Here is a 19,406-nt window from a genome sequence, read left to right as displayed (position 1 = left end):
TTCGGATGGTTCATATTAAAGTTTTTTTTAATTTGAAACAAGCTTATTAAAATTTCCTTTAATTTGATTTGCGAATTGAAAGAACTTGTGATTCAAACTTTCATTTTTCGACACCCCTCTTGAAATCCTGCCAAACACCCTTATCATTAGCACTCGCAGGAGATGAGTGCTAACAACCTCAGTACCCTCCAAAGAACCCTAAAGTATTCAATTTTGAATACTTTTTGTTTTTAACCTTGTTTCATATTTAGGAGATCCAATGAAACTGCGTCCTCTCGGCGATCGCGTGATCGTTAAACGTGTCGAAAGCGAAACCAAAACAGCCTCTGGCATCGTCATTCCTGATGCAGCTGCTGAAAAGCCCGATCAAGGCGAAGTCTTGGCCGTTGGCCCAGGCAAGCGCAATGACAAAGGCGAAGTGTTGGCCATGAACGTCAAAGTCGGCGACCGCGTGTTGTTCGGCAAGTACAGCGGCCAAACCGTCAAGGTTTTGGGCGATGAGCTGTTGGTCATGAAAGAAGAAGACCTGTTCGCGGTCGTCGAGTAATTTTTAAATCGGAGAAATTCAAATGGCAGCAAAAGACGTAATTTTCGGCGGCGAAGCCCGCGCACGCATGGTTGAAGGCGTGAACATTTTGGCCAACGCGGTCAAAGTGACTTTGGGCCCTAAGGGTCGCAATGTGGTGCTCGAGCGCTCTTTCGGCGCCCCCACCGTGACCAAGGACGGTGTGTCCGTGGCCAAAGAAATCGAACTCAAAGACAAGTTGCAAAACATGGGCGCCCAGATGGTCAAGGAAGTTGCTTCCAAGACTTCTGACAACGCTGGTGACGGTACAACAACCGCTACTGTGTTGGCTCAAGCCATCGTTCGCGAAGGCATGAAGTACGTTGCCGCCGGCATGAACCCCATGGACTTGAAGCGCGGTATCGACAAAGCTGTCACAGCCTTGATCGAAGAGTTGAAGAAAGCCACTAAGGCCACAACAACCACCAAAGAAATCGCTCAAGTCGGTTCTATTTCTGCCAACAGCGACCACAGCATTGGCGACATCATTGCCAAAGCCATGGACAAAGTGGGCAAAGAAGGCGTGATCACTGTTGAAGACGGCAAGTCACTCGACAACGAACTCGACATCGTTGAAGGCATGCAATTCGACCGTGGCTACCTGTCACCTTACTTCATCAACAACCCCGAGAAGCAAGCTGCTTTGCTGGACAACCCCTTCGTGTTGTTGTTCGACAAGAAAATCAGCAACATCCGTGACTTGTTGCCTACATTGGAAGCCGTTGCAAAAGCTGGCCGTCCATTGCTCATCATTGCTGAAGAAGTTGAAGGCGAAGCCTTGGCAACTTTGGTGGTCAACACCATCCGCGGTATCTTGAAGGTTGTGGCTGTCAAGGCCCCTGGCTTCGGCGATCGTCGCAAAGCCATGTTGGAAGACATTGCCATTTTGACCGGCGGTAAAGTGATCGCTGAAGAAGTGGGCCTGACACTCGAAAAAGTGACATTGGCAGACTTGGGTCAAGCCAAGCGCATCGAAGTGGGCAAAGAAAACACCATCATCATCGACGGTGCAGGCGCAGCTGGCGACATCGAAGCACGTGTGAAACAAATCCGCGTTCAAATCGAAGAAGCCACTTCTGACTACGACCGTGAAAAACTGCAAGAGCGCGTGGCCAAGTTGGCTGGCGGTGTTGCCGTGATCAAGGTTGGCGCTGCCACCGAAGTCGAAATGAAAGAAAAGAAAGCCCGTGTTGAAGACGCATTGCACGCGACCCGCGCTGCTGTGGAAGAAGGCATTGTGGCTGGCGGTGGCGTTGCATTGTTGCGCGCTCGTCAAAACGCTGGCGCCATCAAAGGCGACAACGCTGACCAAGACGCTGGTATCAAGCTGGTGTTGAAAGCCATCGAAGCGCCTTTGCGCGAGATCGTGTACAACGCAGGTGGCGAGCCATCTGTGGTGGTGAACGCTGTCATGGCCGGCAAAGGCAACTACGGCTTCAACGCTGCCAACGACACTTACGGTGACATGATTGAAATGGGCATCTTGGACCCAACCAAAGTGACACGCACTGCTTTGCAAAACGCAGCATCCGTGGCTTCTTTGATGTTGACCACAGAGTGCATGGTTTCAGAAGCACCGAAAGAAGAGTCTGGCGCCGGTGGTATGCCTGACATGGGCGGCATGGGTGGTATGGGCGGCATGGGCATGTAATTGCCCGCTGCCTCAGAGGTCTGCAAAGACCTTTGACCTCGCACAAAAAACCCCGCAAGCAATTGCGGGGTTTTTTTATGCCTGTTGTTCATTTGCTTGAATGCGATTTAAGATGCGATCATGCAACGAATGCCTTGGTTACTGGTGGTGTCACTTCTGATGAAGTTGGTCTTCAGCGCCAGCTTAGGGTTGATGTCGCTTGCCAATGCCGCATCAACAGATACCCATCACACGGTGTATTCAAATGCAATGTCATTGGGATTTCAAGACCACTGCGGTGGGCACGTATCAGAACCCGCACAAGCAAGCCATTCAACAGATTCATCGCATGGTGCATCAGACTGCCACGAGTGCTGCACCATGGGCCTGCTCCAGGCAAGCACGCCTCAGTCCATGATGAAACTCCAAATGCCACCTGCGCACAGGCCCATTGTTTGGCTGAATTCGGCGCCGCAACCGCATTTGCGACCGCCCATTTCCTGAATTTCCTAGATCGCACTTTCAGTCCCTTCTTGTCAAAAGAAGGTTGATCCATGTCGCGCTTCAATGCAAAGCGCAAGGAATTTTCATGACAGTCTCTTTTCAAATTCAACATAGCGCCATGCTGCTCAAATATTCGGGCATCAGCTTTATTTCGGGCGCCGTCAACCATGGTTTTTTCAGCGGCGAACGCTCACTCTGGACGGCAGCAGTGGGCATCGTCCTTTTTGTAGTGGGCGCCTGGATGGAGCACCGCAGCCAAAACAACACGCAAAGTTTGATTGAATCACTTTGGGTGGGCACCTTGCTGTCCATTGGTTTGGGCTTCTTCACCGGCGGACTACAACATTTTCCTGACTCGCCTGCGCGCAGTGCGTGGGTAGTGCCTTTGGGGTTTGCCATTTCTATTTTGGCGCTGATGTTCACACTCAAAATGCGCATACAACGCGCATTGATCGTGTATTCATTGAGCTTGGGGCTTGCAGTTTGTGCCAGCAGCTGGGCCGCTTACAAAGTCTTCGAGCGCAATCCAGAATGGGCGGCTGGTGGTCATGCACACGGCGCAGAAGACGCGCACGACACGCACGATGCACCTACAAACACACCGACGCAAGGCGCCTTGGTTGTCGATCGCACCGTCCAAGTCGACATGAATGACACGATGCGTTTCACGCCCGATTTGTTGCAAGTTGCGGCAGGTGAAACGCTCAAATTGGTGGTGCACAACAGCGGCAAATTGCCGCATGAAATGGTCTTGGGCTCTGAAGCCGCGCTCAAAGCCCACGCCGTTGAAATGAAACAATCGGCAGGGCACTCAGGGGGACACGATCACGCTGCTGGCAATGCCATGCTCGCACTGAGCGTCAAACCAGGCGAAACCAAAGAGTGGGTCATCAAGTTCGACCAAGCCCAGACTTTGCAGATGGCTTGCCTCATCCCGGGCCATTTTGAAGCGGGCATGAAGGGGCAAGTGATTGTGCAGAACAAGCCTGCCAACGAACACGACCACAGCAGCCACAAGCACTGAATACAGAAGGGCCAGAATTGTCTGGCCCTCTTCAAGTTCAAGCTGCGCGAACCCTCTGCAGCAATTGCGCTGTAGAGGCGTCTAGTCCAGCAACATCTCCCGACTCAATGCGTGCATGAATGTCTTTGGCCAACACCTTGCCCAACTCCACACCCCATTGATCAAAGCTATTAATGCCCCACACCGCACCGCTCACAAACACGCGATGTTCTTGCAAGGCAATCAAAGCACCCAAGTTGAATGGCGTTAAGTCTTCCAACAAAATGAAGCTGCTGGGTCGGTTGCCTGCAAAGTTTTTGTGACCCCCCGCATCAGACTTGCCCACCATCAAAGCCTGCGCCTGCGCCAACACATTGGACAACAACAAAGCTTGGTGATCGGGCAACGCATGCGTGGCGTTTTTCACAGCCACAAACTCCAGCGGCACCACATCAGTTCCTTGGTGCAACATTTGGAAAAATGCATGCTGGCCGTTGGTACCCGGCTCGCCCCACAACACTGGCGATGTACCGTACGGCAAGGTTTGCCCAGCATGGTCTACCTGCTTGCCATTGCTCTCCATCTCGAGCTGCTGCAAATAAGGTGCAAAGCGTTTCAAGGCGCTGTGATACGGCGCAATGCAGCGACTGGTGTAGTGCAAAAAGTTGCGATACCAAACATCCAACAGACCCAATCGAATGGGTAAATTCTGTGCAGGATCGGCATGCAGAAAATGCTGATCCATGGCATGTGCACCTGCCAAAAACTCACGGAATTTATCAGAACCAATGGCAATGGCCAAAGGCAAACCAATGGCCGACCACAGTGAGTAACGACCGCCCACCCAATCCCAAAAACCAAAACAAGTTTGAATGCCAAACTTGCCTGCGGCTTCTACATTGGTGGTGAGTGCTGCAAAGTGACGCGCTACATCCGTGCCGCCCTGAGCTTCAAACCAACGCTTGGCAGACAGAGCATTGGTCATGGTTTCCAAAGTAGTGAAGGTTTTAGAAGCCACCAAGAACAAGGTGTTCTCAGCCTTCAAACCCTTCAACACGGCATCGAGTTCATGACCATCCACATTGGACACAAAGTGAAAACGCTTGCCCGCCAAGGCATCAGCCTGCAAGGCTATCACCGCCATTTGCGGGCCTAAGTCGGAACCGCCAATGCCAATGTTCACCACATCAGTGATCTGCTTGTCTGCCCGAATTTTTTCGGCAAACGAGAGCATGGCGTTCAAGGTCTCGTGCACCTCTTTCAAAGATGCTTTGACATAAGCAGGCAGTGCATTCGCTGCAGCCCCCTCCGCAGGATGGCGCAACAGCCAATGCATCACCGCCCGATTTTCTGTAGCGTTGATGGCCTCACCTTGGAACATGCGATTGCGATGCGTCAACACACCCGCTTGCTCTGCCAAAGCCAGAAGTTCCGCCTCAATGCGCGCATCCCAATGGTTCTTAGACAAATCAGCGAACACACCTGGGGCTTCTTGACTGAAATGCGCCGCACGGTTTGCATCTGAGGCAAACGCATCGCGCAAATCGAAACCAGAAAACGCTTTTGCTAACGCCGTCAAGCCTTGCCAAGCAGCCGTTTGATCACCTCGCATAAACTTCCTTCTCAAGCCTTTTGAGCCGCCAACATCAAGCCTTCCAGCTTGATGGCATCGACACAGAAAGCACGAATGCCTTCTGCCAATTTTTCAGTGGCCATGGCGTCTTCGTTCAGCGCAAAACGGAAACCAGCTTCGGTGTATTGCACCAAAGGTAAGTCCATCCCCTTAGCAGCATGCGCATCCAAAGCAGGTGCTAACGCAGTGTCGTTGGCGGCTAACAACGATAACAAATCAGGACTAATCGTGAGCAAGTCACAACCTGCCAATGCCACAATTTGCCCCACGTTGCGGAAGCTGGCACCCATCACCTCAGTGGCAATGTCATTCTTCTTGTAGTAGTTGTAAATGGCACGCACAGACTTCACTCCAGGATCATTGGCGCCAGCACTCGCCGCCTCATCCCAAGCAGCGCCTGCTGTCTTTTTGTACCAGTCATAAATGCGGCCCACAAACGGTGAGATCAACTGCACTTTGGCCTGTCCGCATGCTACGGCTTGCGCAAACGAGAACAACAAAGTGAGGTTGGTATGAATACCTTCGCGCTCCAACTCGGCAGCAGCTTGAATGCCCTCCCATGTAGCGGCAATTTTGATCAGCACGCGATCACGTGAAATACCTTGGGCTTCATACAAGCTCATCAATCGACGTGCACGCGCCAACGTACCCGCAGTATCAAAACTCAAACGCGCATCCACTTCGGTAGACACACGGCCAGGAATCGTCTTCAAAATTTCGCAACCAAAGCGAACCAACAAATGGTCCATCACCACATCGAGGGGTTGTCCTTTGTGCGCAGCCACAGACTCCGTCAGCAAAGGCGCGTATTCAGGCTTTTGCACCGCCTTCAAGATCAGCGACGGGTTGGTGGTCGCGTCTTGCGGCTGGAACTGGGCCAATTGTTTGAAGTCACCGGTGTCAGCCACCACGGTGGTGTGAGATTTGAGAGCGTCGAGTTGGTTCATGGCAAATTATTTAAAACAAGGCTTGAATTATCGATGAAACAAAGTTACATTACAAACTCATTTTTATGTAACAAATAAACATGTCCTTCGATTTAGTCTTTTTTGGCGGCACTGGCGACCTCGTTTGGCGCAAATTGATGCCGGCCCTTTTCCAAGCATTCCGTCACGGCACCCTGCCTGAGGGCGGCCGCATCATTGGTGTGGCACGCGACAGCATGACGGATGAGCAGTACCAAACCCTGATTCAGTCTCGATTTGAGCAAGTCGAGGGCGCAAAGCGCCCGAATGACGAAGAATTTGCCCGTTTCAAGGCCATGTTGCACTACGAACGCGTGGACTTGTCCAACCCAGACGACTATGCCAAATTGGCGGCGCGTTTGGCCGAACGCGAAACAGACCATGTGGTGATGTACCTGGCCACAGCGCCGAGTTTGTTCAATACCGTCTGCGAACAATTGGCCGTGGCCAAACTCAACACGCCCAAAACTCGCATCGTTTTGGAAAAGCCGCTGGGCCACGACCTCAAGTCCAACAAGGCCATCAACAAGAGCGTGCGCAAGGTCTTTGAAGAGCAACAAATTTTCCGAATTGACCACTACCTAGGCAAGCCTTCGGTGCAAAACTTGTTTGCCATGCGTTTTGGCAATGCCTTGTTTGAACCCCTGTGGCGCCGTGAGCACATTGCCAACATTCAAATCACCATTGCCGAAGAGTTGGGTGTCGAAAAGCGCGGCGCGTTTTATGAAAACACTGGCGCCCTGCGCGACATGGTGCAAAACCATGCTTTGCAATTGTTGTGCGCCATTGCCATGGAGCCGCCCATCAATGCGCATGCCGACGCCATTCGCGACGAGAAGCTCAAAGTCTTGCGCGCCCTCAAACCTTGGACCACCGAAACACTCAGCCAGCATGTAGTGCGCGGCCAATACAGCGCAGGTAATGTGCAGGGCCAAGCGGTCAATGGTTACAACCAAGAAACCGGCGTCAACCCCAACAGCAGCACCGAAACATTTGTGGCGCTGCGCACAGAGATTGCCAATTGGCGCTGGGCTGGCGTGCCCTTCTACATTCGCACAGGCAAACGTTTGGCCTCGCGCGAAGGCTACATTGAGATCAACTTCCGCCCCACACCGCATGCTATTTTTCAAGCACCAGGTGGTGGCGTGAACAAGTTGGTCATTCACTTGCAGCCTAAAGACGGTTTAGAACTGCACTTGTTTGCCGAAGGCCAACACAAGCGCATCAAAACTGGCCATCAAACTTCTAACCACCTCAGCTCGGTTCACCTCGACCTCGACTTTGACAAACGCTTTGGCAGCGAGCGCGTTGGTGCTTACGAGCGTTTGTTGCTCGATGTTTTAGATGGCCGTCTGAATTTGTTTGTCCGCAGTGACGAGCAAGAAGAAGCTTGGCGCTGGGTCGAACCCATTTTGCAACACTGGGCCACAGACACCCAAGGCCCGCGTCACTATGCGGCTGGCACATGGGGCCCAAGCGCCTCCAGCGCCATGATTGCCCGCGATGGATTCTGCTGGTCGGAGGAAAACTAAACCATGCTAGACCGCATCAAAGCCTCACTGCCTTCTTTGGCGCCTGCAGAGCAGCGCGTTGGTAAATTGGTTTTGCAAGATCCGCGAGCCTTTGCCAACTTGCCAGTCACCGAACTGGCAGACCGTGCGCACGTGAGCAAGCCCACCGTGGTGCGTTTTTGCAGAAGCGTGGGCTATGACGGTCTTTCAGATTTCAAATTGAAACTGGCCGGTAGTGTGAGCGAAGGCGTGCCCTTCATTCACCGCAGCGTGGATGCCGACGACAAGACCAATGATGTTGCGGTCAAGGTCATTGACAACACCGTGGCGGCGTTTTTGAAATACCGCAACGATGCCTCTTCTTTTGCTTTGGACCAAGCGGTTCAAGTTTTGGCGGAAACGCACAGCACTGGCAAACGCATTGAGTTTTATGGTGTGGGCAATTCAGGCATCGTGGCCCAAGACGCCCAACACAAATTCTTCCGCTTGGGCATGAACACCATTGCCTACAGCGATGGTCACATGCAGGTCATGAGCGCTTCCATGTTGGGCAAAGGCGATTGTGTGGTGGTCATTTCTAATTCGGGTCGCACGCGCGATTTGATGGACGCCTGCGACATTGCCCGCAAACGCGGCGCGACCACCATTGTGATTACGTCTAGCGGCTCGCCTTTGGCCACGGCAGGTCAAATTCATTTAACGGCAGATCACCCCGAAAGCTACGACCGCTACAGCCCCATGGTGTCGCGCCTTTTGCATTTGCTGATCATTGACATCTTGGCCACCACGGTGGCACTGCGCATTGGCGAATCTTTGCAACCTGCTTTGCGCGAGATGAAAAACAACTTGCGTAGCAAGCGTTACACCTGAACGCATCCAACACAAGCAAGCTCAATTTGAAATAATTGAGCTGAAGGCCTCTTCAATCCTGCTTGTAAATCTTGCCATCTTTCATGATCACTTCAATGTGATTACCTTGCCCCAACATGAACAGCACGGGGTCGCCCACGTACTGAAACAACAAAAAAGCAATAAAGGCCACCGAGACCATCACCATGACGGCCTGAATGAGACGCTGCAATACAAATGCCAACATGTTTGTCTTATTTCAATTCAATAGGACCATACCAAGCCAACGCTTTGCTGCGGGTATTGTCACTGTCCGTCATCAGGCCAATGCCAATCAAAGCGCCAGGCGCTTCACCAAATGCTTTTTCAAAATCTGCGCGAATGTTGCGCTCATAAGAAAGCCATTGGTTCAATCGATCGGCACCTGACTCCACCACAATTTTTCGAATGCGATCGGTCCGGGGGTTTTCAATGACACTGCCCACAGGCCTTTTATTGCACCACACGTACATGAGCGTGGCATACGGCATAGGCTGCCCTGTGATCAATTGAGTGAGTTCACTCAACATGGCGTTTTTGGATGAGAACTGAGCGCGGTCGCCTTCAAAAGCCAAAACCAAACGAACTGGCGAATCATCGTGGTCACGTAAAGCCATATCAGCCTCTGGCAATAGATTGGGCACTTGCCATGCAAATGACAAAGCATTCAACTGATTGGGCTCGATGCGAAGGGTTTTTCGCAACATGCTGGCCGAAGTGTCGGCATTGGCTTGTAAAGCACTTTGTGCGTTCCTAGAGCCCAAAGCGTAGTTCGTAGGCGCCTTGCCAGGCAGCTTGACGATTTCCCAATTCAATTGATCTTCTGGCTGCCAACGGGTACTGGAATTTGCATTGCCAGCAACAGGAGCGTTCACCAAAGAAGAGCAACCCCATAAGCCACAGACGAGCCAACACAAAGCCAGGTGACTCAACTTGCGAATGTGCGGAATGTCTTTCAACATGTGTGTTTGAAATGCCAACAATTTCAAAATCGTTAGATTACCAATGTGCCATAAAAAAACCCACCATGTTGCCACGGTGGGTTTTTTAGTTTCTAAACCTCTAACTGACCAAAGTCAGCGCGGGGATTAGAAAGTGTGGCGCAGACCAACGTAGTATGCGTTGCCATTTGAAGCAGCAGCAGATTTAGATGTCTTGCTGTACTCAGTATCAATAGATGTACGCTTGCTCAAATTGTAGTAAGCCTTCAAACCAGTTTGTTCTTTCTTGCCTACATCAGCAGCAGCAATTTTTGCATTTGCAGTGCTGCGCATGATGGCGGTTGTCCAAGCACCAAACTTGTATTCAGCACCAAATGATGTATTTTTGTGAGCTAACTGTGTGCCAAAAGCGTCTTTCTGGTTGAATTGACCAGCAGCCAATTTCAAACCACCACCCAGATCATAGGTACCGCCCAGGTGAGTAGAAGCCTCACCAATCAAACCATCAACAACAGAGTACTGAGCGAACACAGGACCGTTTGTGTACTTGATGGTGTGTGCTGTCAAGTCTTGAGTTGTGCCAATCAATGTGCCGCTACCGTAGCCGTTGCCAGCCACAGTGCCATACTTGTTAGAAGCCTTGGCTGCATTCAAGTAGATGTACTGGAAACCATTGATTGCTGGTGAGGTGTACTGAACTTGAGCAGACAAACGACCATTTTGCGAAGAAGTACCAGCACCGTTGCCGCTGTCTTCCATCAAGTTGTAAGAGTTAAAGCCCAAAATATTGGTGAAGCGACCAAGACGCAAAGCACCCAAGTTTTTAGTGTTCACGCCAATAGCGGTTTGCTCAAAAGCGTTGCGTTGGTCAGCTGTGTTTGTGTTTGCAGCAGTTGTACCAGTAGAAGGAATTGAATCAGTTGCGTAGTAAGTACCTAAACGGCCTGACTCAGAGCGGAAACGTTGCTGCGCCGTAAATGTGACGTTTGTGCCGCCACCCAGATCTTCAACACCACCAAAGTTAACGAAGTTGCGGTCACCTTTCAAAGCGCCAAACGAGTTTACACCTGCAGCACTGCGTGAAACACCGTACTGGATTGAACCAGAAATAGAAACAGAAGACTGAGCGAAAGCGCTAGTTGCGGCCAAAGCTGCCAAAGCGATGAGGGTTTTTTTCATTTGAGAAGTTCTCCAAGGTTTAACAAGGGCTTCGGGTTGGGTGTTTGCGAACTCGCAAGCCACTTGGGCCCAAAACCAACCTCCTTCAGGAAGTTGTTTGTATTCCACCAGATCAAAGGGAGGTCTGCAAAGAAAATGAAGTATTTATCGGGTTTTCCGTTGCTTGTACACAACAACAGGGCTAAACTTCCTTCTATGAATGCCGATGCTTTGATCTTTGCCGCCGACAGCGCCCTGCGCACTTTGTTTGCCACGCCCAGGGCTTCAAGGGCCACACCCAAGCCTTCCCTTCAGCTTCAAAAGCAAGCGGATGGCGTGTTGTCGGCTGCTGGCCCAGCCCCAGAACTCACCCCAGCCGAAAAAGCCTTGTCTGCATCCCTCATGCGGGTCAATCATGTGGGCGAGGTGTGTGCTCAGGCTTTGTACACCGGTCAGGCCTTAGCCTCGAAAGACCCAGCGCTTAGGGCCAAACTCGATGCCGCCTGCCGTGAGGAAACCGACCATCTGGCCTGGACCCATGAGCGGCTTGAACAATTGAACAGCCGCCCCTCGCTGCTGAATCCGCTTTGGTACGCTGGTGCTTTTGCCATTGGCTATGGCGCAGGCAAACTGGGCGGCGACAAACTAAGCCTAGGCTTTGTGGTGGAGACAGAAAACCAAGTGGAGGCCCATTTGGCCAGCCACATGACCCATTTGCCAACCAATGACACAGCCTCTAGGGCCATCGTGGCGCAAATGAAGACGGATGAAGCCGCCCACGCCCGGATGGCCCAAAAGTCGGGTGCCGCCGAACTGCCAGAGCCCGTCAAGCGCGTGATGGGTGCGGCCGCCAAGGTGATGACCACCGTGGCGCACCACATTTAAGATCAAGCCTCAATCACCTCAAAGCTGGTCGTAATTTCTGCTGTTTTGGCCAACATGATGCTGGCCGAGCAATATTTGTCGTGGCTCATGGCCACCGCGCGCTCAATGGCCGACGCCGGAATACCCTTGCCCGACACCGTAAAGTGCATGTGAATTTTGGTGAACACTTTGGGGTCGGTGTCGGCGCGCTCAGAAGTTAGCTTGACCGAGCAACCGCGCACATCGTGGCGTCCGCGCTTCAAAATTAAGACCACGTCGTAGGCAGTGCAGCCGCCGGTGCCGGCCAGCACGGTTTCCATGGGCCTGGGTGCCAAGTTTTGGCCGCCGTTTTCGGGCTTGGCAGCATCGGGCGCGCCGTCCATCATCAAGACGTGGCCACTGCCGGTTTCGGCTACAAAACCCATGCCTGAGCGGGCGCCTGTAGCGCCGGTCCAACTGACTGTGCATTCCATTTTGGGTGATTCTTTCTTCAATTTTTAAAAATTTACAGATGCGAATCGTAAAGCCTTTGCAAAAGTGTTGCACCGCAGCATTTTTTAGGTAAAATTTCGAACAGTTGTGCTTTTATCTCGTTAATTGCACAAACCCTTTGTCTCCTCCACCCTCTGAAAAGGTGGATTTGCCCCGCGCCGAAAGGCTCGGGGCATTTTTTTCGCCCGCTATCATTCGGGTATGACTGCGAAAAACCTCAAACCCGCCGATTACCTGAAAAAAATCCTGAACGCACGCGTTTACGACGTGGCCACGGAATCAGACTTGGAAATTGCCAAGAATTTAAGTAAACGCCTGCACAACACCGTGTTGCTCAAGCGCGAAGACCAACAACCCGTGCACAGCTTCAAGTTGCGCGGTGCGTACAACAAAATGGCGCACCTCACGCCAGCCCAACTCAAGAAGGGCGTCATTTGCGCCTCGGCTGGCAACCATGCACAAGGCGTGTCTTTGGGCGCCAGCAAGTTGGGCTGCCGCGCAGTCATTGTGATGCCCACCACCACGCCGCAAGTGAAGGTCGATGCCGTCAAAGCTTTGGGCGGCGAAGTGGTGTTGGTCGGTGACAGTTATTCAGACGCCTACAAACACGCCGTCATGCTTGAGAAAAAAATGGGCATGACCTTCGTACACCCGTTTGATGACCCCGAAGTGATTGCCGGCCAAGGCACCATTGCCATGGAAATTTTGCGCCAACATCAAGGGCCTTTAGATGCGGTGTTTGTGGCCATTGGCGGCGGCGGTTTGATTGCGGGTGTGGCCAATTACATCAAGGCCGTGCGACCCGAAATCAAAGTGATTGGCGTGCAGATGAACGACTCTGACGCCATGATTCAATCGGTCAACGCCAAGAAGCGTGTCACGCTAGACGACGTCGGTTTATTCTCTGATGGCACAGCCGTGAAATTGGTGGGCGAAGAAACTTTCCGCGTAGCGCGCGGCTTGGTCGACGAGTACATGACCGTCGACACCGACTCGGTGTGTGCAGCCATCAAGGATGTGTTTGTAGACACGCGCTCCATAGTAGAACCCGCAGGTGCGTTGGCTGTGGCGGCCATCAAGCAATATGTGGCCAAACACAAAACCAAAGGCGAAACCTACGCGGCAATTTTGTGCGGCGCCAACATGAACTTTGACCGCTTGCGCTTTGTGGCCGAGCGCGCCGAAGTGGGTGAAGAACGCGAAGCTATTTTTGCGGTCACCATTCCAGAAGAGCGCGGTAGTTTCAAACGCTTTTGTGAACTCATTGGCAACTTGCCAGGTGGCCCACGCAATGTGACCGAGTTCAACTACCGCATCAGCGATTCAGACAAAGCCCACGTGTTTGTGGGCCTGACCACGCAAGGCGCGGGCGAAAGCACCAAGATTTCAAACAACTTCAAGAAGCACGGCTTTGAGAACATCGATTTGACGCACGACGAATTGGCCAAGGAGCACATTCGCCACATGGTGGGCGGCCATTCCAGCCTGGCGCAAAACGAACGCCTCATGCGCTTTGTGTTTCCAGAGCGTCCAGGCGCTTTGTTAAAGTTTTTAAGCTTGATGCGACCCGGTTGGAACATCAGCTTGTTTCACTATCGCAACCAAGGGGCTGACTACGGCCGCATTTTGGTGGGCTTGCAAGTGCCCGACTCAGACAACAAGGCCTTTGACAAGTTTCTGAAAGCCTTGGGCTACCCTTATGTGGAAGAAACGCTCAACCCGGTCTATCGGATGTTTTTACAGCGCTAAGCCAAGGGCGATTGAAGCGCTGATTGCGCTATGTGAGCTATGTTCGCTAAGTGCTTTTTTTGCAATTTATTTGGGCAATTCAAGCGTCACCGTCGGTGAATCTTGCATGCTGGGCGCCAACCGCGCCAGCCTGTGACCCAACGAGTGCAACACCCAACCCGGCGCCACAGTTTGCCCTGGCAAGAAGGCTTTAGGCGCTTGGCCATTGACGCCAATCAAGGCTGAACCCTTGCCAGACACGCCTGCCACCACCCCCAACAAACTCCATTGATTGGCCGTGGGTGCTAAATTGGCAGCGTCTTTGGTGGACGGTTTGGGTGCGCCCAAAGCCACAGCCACATGCGAGCCGTTGTTGGCGGTGTTCGATGCCTTGATGGCTGCGTCTGTAAAGACAACTGGCACCAACGATGTGGGCGTTTGCAGGCCTTGCATTTGCAAAATCCAAAAAACCACTGCGTAAGCCGCAACAGCCGATGCACCCAGCGCGCACAGCGCAGGCCAAAAGGATTTAACAGGTGCTTCTTTAACTTGCAACATGAGCAGATTATGATGGAGAAGTATGAAAAAAGCAGAGGGCCCTTTGGCGATGATTTCTAACAACCTACAAAAAACAAACTGCTCCAACAATTCAGGCATCACTGCCAACGCAGCGAACTTAGGCGAAGCTCGCAAGCAGCGTGGCTTTACCTTGATCGAGTTGATGGTGGTCTTGGCCATCATCGGTATCTTGGCGTCTTTGGTGGTGCCCAATATTTTGGGCCGCGCCGATGATGCGCGCGTGACCGCTGCCAAAACAGATGTCGGCAATTTGATGCAGGCCCTCAAACTTTACAAGCTCGACAACCAACGTTTCCCCACGGCCGAACAAGGCCTCCAAGCCCTGGTAACCAAACCCAGCACCGAGCCTGTGCCCACCAATTGGAAAAACTACTTAGACAAACTGCCAGCCGATCCATGGGGCAGGCCTTACCAATACCTCAACCCCGGCCTCAAAGCGGAGGTAGATGTCATGTCTTGGGGCGCAGATGGTCAAACGGGTGGTGAGGGTGTGAATGCCGACATCGGCAGTTGGCAATAAAGCCAAATTGCAAAACATCTGGCGAGAAACTTCTTCATCGCAGGCACCGACCTGCGCGAAGCCATGTGCCAAGCCCGCCATGGGCTTTACCTTGATTGAATTGCTGGTGGTCATTGCCTTGATTGCCATTGGCACTGCCACCGTCAGCTTCAGTTTGCGCGATACCTCGCAAACACTTTTAGAACGAGATGCCGAACGATTGGCATCCCTTTTGGAATCGGCCAGGGCCCGATCTAGAAGCAGTGGCGTGCCTGTGCAGTGGCGCCCTGTTTTTGAAAATAAAGACCCAAGTAATGCACCTGTTGCGTTTGTCTTTGATGGTTTGCCGACGCAAGCTTTGCCCACCGCCTGGTTGTCACCGCAAACGCAGGTGGCAGCCGACAGCCTGTTAAGGCTTGGCCCCGACCCCATCATTGGCCCACAAAGTGTGCGCCTCAGCAGCCAAAATTTTCAGCTGTGGGTCAGTACCGATGGCATCCAACCGTTTCGCGTCAATCGCTCTGCGCCATGACACACCACAGGTCTTCCGGATTCACACTCATTGAGGTGTTGGTGGCCTTGAGCATTGTGGCCATTGCGCTCATGGCAGGCCTGCGCTCTACCGATGCATTAAGCCGCAATGCATCACGTCAATCGACACAGTGGTTGGCACAAATTTGTGCCGAGAACGAGTTTTCACGTTTGCGCTTGTCAAGGCAAATGCCTTCAGTGGGCGTGAGCACGGCCCCTTGTCCTCAAGCCAATCTCGATTTGCGTGTCACCCTCAATGTGCAGACCACACCCAACCCCAACTTCAGGCGCATCGATGCCAAGGTTGACTGGATCACTGCCTCAGACACCACGCCTGTGTTGCAACTCTCGACAGTTTTGGGGCGCTACTGATGAAGGCGTCCAAAGGTTTCACGCTAATTGAAGTTCTGATGGCCAGTGCCATTTTGGCCTTGATGGCCCTGATCTCTTGGCGCGGTTTGGATGGCATGTTCAAAACACAAACAGCTCTGCAAACGCGCAGCGATGCCACGCAAAATTTGCAGATGGGCATGGCCCAGTGGCGCACCGACCTCGACAACATGCTGGTCTTGCAAGGCACACCCGCCTTGGAGTGGGATGGCCGTGTGATGCGCATCACCAGACAGCATTCACAAGACCCCAAAGCGGGCGTTCAAGTAGTGGCATGGACATTGGGCAATGGCCAATGGACACGCTGGCAATCTGAGCCTTTGATGCAAAACGATGCTTGGACACAAGCCTGGACTCAGGCGCAAATTTGGGCGGAGTCAGCAGGCAATTTGAAAGCCAATACGGCGCAAGAAGTTGTGATTCATCCTGTGCAAACTTGGCAAATTTATTTTCACCGCGATGGTGCTTGGACCAACGCGCTGTCTAGCGACGTCAACACCAATTCAAATACCAACGGCAAAAGCAGTTTGCAAAATCTGCCTGAAGGGCTTCGCTTGGTGCTTGAGTTGGCAGACCGGCCCGAGATTCAAGGCAAAGTGACGATGGATTGGGTTCGCCCCACTTTCACGGCGGTGAAACAATGACGCCTCACAATATCAAAAACCAAAAAGGCGTGGCTTTGATCAGCGCCATGTTGGTGGTGAGTTTGGTGGCCACTTTGGCCAGCGTGGCGCTTTGGCAGCAATGGCGCCATGTCGAAGTGGAAAGCGCTGAGCGGCAGCGCATCCAGTCGTCGTGGTTGCTCAATGGTGCCTTCGATTGGACGCGGCTAATTTTGCGGGAAGACGCTTTGGCGGGCGTTGCTGGTGCTTCGCTTTCGTCTGGTAGCGGGCAGGTGAGTGCTGCGGGCGGCGTAGACCATTTGGGCGAGCCTTGGGCCTTGCCTTTGAAAGAAGCTAAATTGTCGACATTTTTGGCACAAGACCAACAACTTCGCGAGGGCGATCCAGAAGTCTTTTTGTCGGGCCAATTGATCGATGCACAAAGCCGTCTCAATTTGACCCAATGGCTAGAGCCCAATGATGGCAAGGGGCCAGCTCGCTTTTCTGCCAACATGCAACTGAGCATGTCCCGACTTTTTGGGGTGCTTGGACTGCCCGGCACTGAGCTAGAAATGATGGCGCAAGCTTGGCTTAACGCCACGCAAGCAGCGCGTCAAAGAATTCAGAGCAAACAGCCAAACAATGGGGTCAATTCAATGGCATCGGTCGGTGCTTCAGGCACGGCTGTGCTGTTGCCGCAGCAAATAGGCCAGTTGCAGTGGCTAGGGGTCAGTGCCGAAACCCTGGCCAGGCTGGCACCCCACCTGACCATCTTGCCCGAAAGCACCCCCCTCAACTTGAACACTGCCAGTGCAGAAGTCATTTATGCCTCGGTGGCAGGCTTGGACCTGAGCAGCGCCCAAAAGTTTGTTCAACTTCGGGGGCAATCGCATTTTGTCAATTTGACAGATGCCGCCAAAGCCTTGGGCGTCAAAAGCCTAGACTCTGCCCAATTTGCAGTAGGGTCAAAGTACTTTGAAGTTTGGGGCCGATTGCGCCTAGAAGACCGGACCCAAGAAGAGACCGCGCTGATTTACAGGGACTCAGGCAACACAAGTTTTGTTTGGCGTCAAAAAATTGCGGGAATACTCCCTCCTGCAAGCCAAGACTCGCTCCTACAATTGGTTAAGCCATGACAACCCAAGTTTTCACACTGCCACTGAGCGCCCCACTCAGTGCCAATGCCACCCCCACCCTCTTGCCAACGCAAGCGGTGGGCGCGCGCAACAAGGAGGTTTGGGCTGTGGTGCCCGCAGCGGCGCTGTCGTGGCACTCTGTCACCTTGCCCACGGGTCTCAAACAAAAAAATCGCTTGCTGCCGGTTCTTCAATCTTTGCTTGAGGAACATTTGCTGGATGAGCCTGAAGCCATGCACCTGGCCATTCAACCGCAATGGCAAGAGAGCTCGCAAATATGGGTGGCAGTCTGCCAAAAAGAATGGCTGCGCGCTCATTTGAATGACCTGCAAAACAGAGGCCAACGCATTCATCGAATCGTGCCGGAGTGGTCGCCTTTGCCTGCCAATGCCAACCCTAGCGCTCAAGCTTGGGTCAGTGGCGTGCCAGAAGATGCTTGGCTGTGGGTCAGTACCGCACAAGGCGCATGGCGGCTGCCTTTGCAAGCTGGCATTCAATTGTGGTCTGAGCAATTGAATGCGGCGCAAGCCAAAGATCACAACTTCATCGATACATTGAAGGGTCTGACCATCCAAGCAGAGCCTGCGGTCGCTGATTTGGCACAAAAATCTTTGCAGGCCTTGCAATCGATGGTGAGCGGCGCTGCATCTGAAAGCCTCAACTCTTGGCGCATTGCAGTGACCCCTGCCGCTGAGCGTTACGCGCAAGCCGCAGCCACCGATTGGGATTTGGCTCAGTTTGAATTTGCAGCGCATGGCAGTGCCCGATGGCGTCAAAGCCTTCAGCGCGCATGGCAACAATTGGCATACGCACGCGCCTGGCGCCCTGTGCGTTGGAGCTTGGCCATCTTGGTGGCGGTGCAATGCTTGGGGCTCAATGCCGCTGCCTGGCAGTTGAACGCCAAAGTCAAAGCCCAAAAAGAGCTTCAAAAAAACATCCTCACCCAAACTTTTCCGAATGTGCCGGTGGTCGATGCGTCTCTTCAAATGTCTCGCGAACTAGAGCGCTTGCAACGGCAAGCGGGCAGCTTAAGTGGCAAAGATTTGGAAACAGTGTTGCAGGCCATTGGCATGGCATTGCCCGAGGGGCAAAGCATCAACAGCTTAGATTTTCAATCGCAAGGCGCTGGCGAAATTCGCCTTCAAGGGCTGCAACTGTCCAACGAACAACAAACGCAGTTCATCAGCGCGCTTCGCTCTCAAGGCTATGACGCGCAAGTCAATGCGGGTCAATGGCGCATTGTGAGTAATGTGAACAATTTGAACAATTTGAACAACGCCTCTAACAGGAGGGGCGCATGATTTCACAATGGCGCAGCCACCTTCAAGCCTTGCCTGAAAAAGATCGCACCCGCATTCAGTTGTTGGGCCTTGTGTTCATTGGCATTTTGCTTTGGTTTGGCAACATTGCACCTGCACTGAAGACTTACCAAGAAGCACCGGTTCTACTGGCCCAGCTTGAAAAACAATCCGAATCTTTAAAGGCTTTACAAGCTCAAGCGATTGCGCTGCAAAAAGCACCTCGCATCAAGGTCCAAGACGCCACTGCGCTCTTGCAACAAAGCGCCACAGAAATTTTGGGCAATGGCGCCAAACTCAATCTCGAGGCAACCCGGGCCACGCTCACCTTGACCAGCGTCTCGGCAGAAGGCTTGGCGCAATTTTTGGGAGCCGCAAGAACACAAGCGCACGCCTTGCCCATAGAAGCCAAATTGCAAAAAACCAAGACGGGTTCACAAGAGGTTTGGCGTGGCACTTTAATTTTGAGTTTGAATTTGTGAACGCAGC

The 19,406-nt window shown here is 52.7% G+C and carries 21 protein-coding genes and 1 pseudogene; 15 read left to right on the top strand and 7 right to left on the bottom strand.

The window, feature by feature from the left end; translation table 11 throughout:
• The first annotated feature begins 259 nt into the window (after positions 1-259).
• From groES to AMM03_RS08430, 4 genes are all read left to right on the top strand, one after another.
• Positions 260-547 carry a co-chaperone GroES gene (groES, locus tag AMM03_RS08445; RefSeq protein ID WP_090130348.1) on the top strand — a complete coding sequence of 96 codons (288 nt, stop codon included), beginning with the start codon at positions 260-262 and terminating at the stop codon, positions 545-547.
• Positions 548-569: 22 nt separating this feature from the next.
• The gene (gene groL / locus AMM03_RS08440; RefSeq protein WP_090130346.1) at positions 570-2,216 is read left to right on the top strand and encodes a chaperonin GroEL; all 1,647 of its coding nucleotides are present in this window, start codon (positions 570-572) and stop codon (positions 2,214-2,216) included.
• Between the two features lie 120 nt (positions 2,217-2,336).
• Positions 2,337-2,699 (top strand): hypothetical protein, encoded by a 363-nt coding sequence (locus tag AMM03_RS08435; protein ID WP_090130344.1) that lies wholly within the window; start codon positions 2,337-2,339, stop codon positions 2,697-2,699.
• Between the two features lie 85 nt (positions 2,700-2,784).
• On the top strand, positions 2,785-3,723 hold the full coding sequence (locus AMM03_RS08430) for a cupredoxin domain-containing protein (RefSeq protein ID WP_194942827.1): 939 nt from the start codon (positions 2,785-2,787) through the stop codon (positions 3,721-3,723).
• 37 nt (positions 3,724-3,760) lie between these two features.
• Here the strand turns inward: AMM03_RS08430 and pgi are convergent, their stop codons facing one another.
• Positions 3,761-5,314 (bottom strand): glucose-6-phosphate isomerase, encoded by a 1,554-nt coding sequence (pgi, locus tag AMM03_RS08425; protein WP_090130340.1) that lies wholly within the window; start codon positions 5,312-5,314, stop codon positions 3,761-3,763.
• 11 nt (positions 5,315-5,325) lie between these two features.
• On the bottom strand, positions 5,326-6,282 hold the full coding sequence (gene tal, locus AMM03_RS08420) for a transaldolase (RefSeq protein WP_090130338.1): 957 nt from the start codon (positions 6,280-6,282) through the stop codon (positions 5,326-5,328).
• 80 nt (positions 6,283-6,362) lie between these two features.
• On the opposite strand from tal, the gene zwf reads away from it, so the two are divergent.
• Both zwf and AMM03_RS08410 read left to right on the top strand, forming a co-directional pair.
• The gene (gene zwf / locus AMM03_RS08415; protein ID WP_090130337.1) at positions 6,363-7,832 is read left to right on the top strand and encodes a glucose-6-phosphate dehydrogenase; all 1,470 of its coding nucleotides are present in this window, start codon (positions 6,363-6,365) and stop codon (positions 7,830-7,832) included.
• A gap of 3 nt (positions 7,833-7,835) precedes the next feature.
• A complete protein-coding gene (locus AMM03_RS08410; protein WP_090130335.1) occupies positions 7,836-8,681 on the top strand; it encodes a MurR/RpiR family transcriptional regulator in 846 nt (281 codons plus the stop codon).
• Between the two features lie 106 nt (positions 8,682-8,787).
• On the opposite strand, the pseudogene AMM03_RS14155 reads toward AMM03_RS08410, so the two are convergent.
• From AMM03_RS14155 to AMM03_RS08400, 3 genes and pseudogenes are all read right to left on the bottom strand, one after another.
• A pseudogene (locus AMM03_RS14155) lies at positions 8,788-8,907 on the bottom strand (ABC transporter permease); the annotation flags it as partial.
• A gap of 7 nt (positions 8,908-8,914) precedes the next feature.
• Positions 8,915-9,736 (bottom strand): DUF3047 domain-containing protein, encoded by an 822-nt coding sequence (locus AMM03_RS08405; protein WP_228764614.1) that lies wholly within the window; start codon positions 9,734-9,736, stop codon positions 8,915-8,917.
• A gap of 51 nt (positions 9,737-9,787) precedes the next feature.
• A complete protein-coding gene (locus AMM03_RS08400; protein WP_194942826.1) occupies positions 9,788-10,819 on the bottom strand; it encodes a porin in 1,032 nt (343 codons plus the stop codon).
• Between the two features lie 195 nt (positions 10,820-11,014).
• Here AMM03_RS08400 and coq7 point away from each other — a divergent pair, with 195 nt between their 5' ends.
• Positions 11,015-11,683 (top strand): 2-polyprenyl-3-methyl-6-methoxy-1,4-benzoquinone monooxygenase, encoded by a 669-nt coding sequence (coq7, locus tag AMM03_RS08395; RefSeq protein ID WP_090130331.1) that lies wholly within the window; start codon positions 11,015-11,017, stop codon positions 11,681-11,683.
• Positions 11,684-11,685: 2 nt separating this feature from the next.
• Here coq7 and AMM03_RS08390 read toward each other — a convergent pair whose 3' ends face one another.
• Positions 11,686-12,135 carry an OsmC family protein gene (locus AMM03_RS08390; RefSeq protein ID WP_090130809.1) on the bottom strand — a complete coding sequence of 150 codons (450 nt, stop codon included), beginning with the start codon at positions 12,133-12,135 and terminating at the stop codon, positions 11,686-11,688.
• A 220-nt stretch (positions 12,136-12,355) separates the two neighbouring features.
• Here AMM03_RS08390 and ilvA point away from each other — a divergent pair, with 220 nt between their 5' ends.
• Complete coding sequence (gene ilvA / locus AMM03_RS08385; protein ID WP_090130329.1) at positions 12,356-13,903, top strand: threonine ammonia-lyase, biosynthetic; 1,548 nt, start codon at positions 12,356-12,358, stop codon at positions 13,901-13,903.
• A gap of 66 nt (positions 13,904-13,969) precedes the next feature.
• Here the strand turns inward: ilvA and AMM03_RS08380 are convergent, their stop codons facing one another.
• The gene (locus tag AMM03_RS08380) at positions 13,970-14,440 is read right to left on the bottom strand and encodes a hypothetical protein (protein WP_090130327.1); all 471 of its coding nucleotides are present in this window, start codon (positions 14,438-14,440) and stop codon (positions 13,970-13,972) included.
• Between the two features lie 52 nt (positions 14,441-14,492).
• Between AMM03_RS08380 and gspG the strand changes: the two genes are divergently transcribed.
• Genes gspG through gspM form a run of 7 tightly spaced genes read left to right on the top strand, consistent with a single transcriptional unit; the run spans position 14,493 to position 19,399 of the window.
• Positions 14,493-14,981 carry a type II secretion system major pseudopilin GspG gene (gspG, locus tag AMM03_RS08375; protein ID WP_369793684.1) on the top strand — a complete coding sequence of 163 codons (489 nt, stop codon included), beginning with the start codon at positions 14,493-14,495 and terminating at the stop codon, positions 14,979-14,981.
• Complete coding sequence (locus tag AMM03_RS08370; RefSeq protein ID WP_090130325.1) at positions 14,956-15,492, top strand: pilus assembly FimT family protein; 537 nt, start codon at positions 14,956-14,958, stop codon at positions 15,490-15,492. Before gspG ends, AMM03_RS08370 begins: the two co-directional genes overlap by 26 nt.
• The gene (gspI, locus tag AMM03_RS08365; RefSeq protein ID WP_090130323.1) at positions 15,489-15,863 is read left to right on the top strand and encodes a type II secretion system minor pseudopilin GspI; all 375 of its coding nucleotides are present in this window, start codon (positions 15,489-15,491) and stop codon (positions 15,861-15,863) included. The genes AMM03_RS08370 and gspI overlap by 4 nt, the downstream gene beginning before the upstream one ends.
• Positions 15,863-16,525, top strand: coding sequence for a PulJ/GspJ family protein (locus AMM03_RS08360; RefSeq protein WP_090130320.1), 663 nt, complete (start codon positions 15,863-15,865; stop codon positions 16,523-16,525). The genes gspI and AMM03_RS08360 overlap by 1 nt, the downstream gene beginning before the upstream one ends.
• Positions 16,522-17,619, top strand: a complete 1,098-nt coding sequence (gene gspK, locus AMM03_RS08355) for a type II secretion system minor pseudopilin GspK (RefSeq protein ID WP_090130318.1) — start codon at positions 16,522-16,524, stop codon at positions 17,617-17,619. Before AMM03_RS08360 ends, gspK begins: the two co-directional genes overlap by 4 nt.
• Positions 17,616-18,920, top strand: a complete 1,305-nt coding sequence (gene gspL / locus AMM03_RS08350; protein WP_090130316.1) for a type II secretion system protein GspL — start codon at positions 17,616-17,618, stop codon at positions 18,918-18,920. The genes gspK and gspL overlap by 4 nt, the downstream gene beginning before the upstream one ends.
• On the top strand, positions 18,917-19,399 hold the full coding sequence (gene gspM, locus AMM03_RS08345) for a type II secretion system protein GspM (RefSeq protein ID WP_090130314.1): 483 nt from the start codon (positions 18,917-18,919) through the stop codon (positions 19,397-19,399). Before gspL ends, gspM begins: the two co-directional genes overlap by 4 nt.
• Positions 19,400-19,406: the final 7 nt, after the last annotated feature.

It is taken from the genome of Limnohabitans sp. Rim11, assembly GCF_001269365.1.
In the GTDB taxonomy this organism is placed as follows: Bacteria; Pseudomonadota; Gammaproteobacteria; order Burkholderiales; family Burkholderiaceae_C; genus Limnohabitans_A.
This window is presented reverse-complemented; position numbering and strand designations above follow the sequence as displayed.

Coding starts and splice junctions, on each gene's coding strand:
- groES (WP_090130348.1), top strand. CDS start 260: ATGAAACTGCGTCCTCTCGGCGATCGCGTGATCGTTAAACGTGTCGAA.
- groL (WP_090130346.1), top strand. CDS start 570: ATGGCAGCAAAAGACGTAATTTTCGGCGGCGAAGCCCGCGCACGCATG.
- AMM03_RS08435 (WP_090130344.1), top strand. CDS start 2,337: ATGCAACGAATGCCTTGGTTACTGGTGGTGTCACTTCTGATGAAGTTG.
- AMM03_RS08430 (WP_194942827.1), top strand. CDS start 2,785: ATGACAGTCTCTTTTCAAATTCAACATAGCGCCATGCTGCTCAAATAT.
- pgi (WP_090130340.1), bottom strand. CDS start 5,314: ATGCGAGGTGATCAAACGGCTGCTTGGCAAGGCTTGACGGCGTTAGCA.
- tal (WP_090130338.1), bottom strand. CDS start 6,282: ATGAACCAACTCGACGCTCTCAAATCTCACACCACCGTGGTGGCTGAC.
- zwf (WP_090130337.1), top strand. CDS start 6,363: ATGTCCTTCGATTTAGTCTTTTTTGGCGGCACTGGCGACCTCGTTTGG.
- AMM03_RS08410 (WP_090130335.1), top strand. CDS start 7,836: ATGCTAGACCGCATCAAAGCCTCACTGCCTTCTTTGGCGCCTGCAGAG.
- AMM03_RS08400 (WP_194942826.1), bottom strand. CDS start 10,819: ATGAAAAAAACCCTCATCGCTTTGGCAGCTTTGGCCGCAACTAGCGCT.
- coq7 (WP_090130331.1), top strand. CDS start 11,015: ATGAATGCCGATGCTTTGATCTTTGCCGCCGACAGCGCCCTGCGCACT.
- AMM03_RS08390 (WP_090130809.1), bottom strand. CDS start 12,135: ATGGAATGCACAGTCAGTTGGACCGGCGCTACAGGCGCCCGCTCAGGC.
- ilvA (WP_090130329.1), top strand. CDS start 12,356: ATGACTGCGAAAAACCTCAAACCCGCCGATTACCTGAAAAAAATCCTG.
- AMM03_RS08380 (WP_090130327.1), bottom strand. CDS start 14,440: ATGTTGCAAGTTAAAGAAGCACCTGTTAAATCCTTTTGGCCTGCGCTG.
- AMM03_RS08370 (WP_090130325.1), top strand. CDS start 14,956: ATGCCGACATCGGCAGTTGGCAATAAAGCCAAATTGCAAAACATCTGG.
- gspI (WP_090130323.1), top strand. CDS start 15,489: ATGACACACCACAGGTCTTCCGGATTCACACTCATTGAGGTGTTGGTG.
- AMM03_RS08360 (WP_090130320.1), top strand. CDS start 15,863: ATGAAGGCGTCCAAAGGTTTCACGCTAATTGAAGTTCTGATGGCCAGT.
- gspK (WP_090130318.1), top strand. CDS start 16,522: ATGACGCCTCACAATATCAAAAACCAAAAAGGCGTGGCTTTGATCAGC.
- gspL (WP_090130316.1), top strand. CDS start 17,616: ATGACAACCCAAGTTTTCACACTGCCACTGAGCGCCCCACTCAGTGCC.
- gspM (WP_090130314.1), top strand. CDS start 18,917: ATGATTTCACAATGGCGCAGCCACCTTCAAGCCTTGCCTGAAAAAGAT.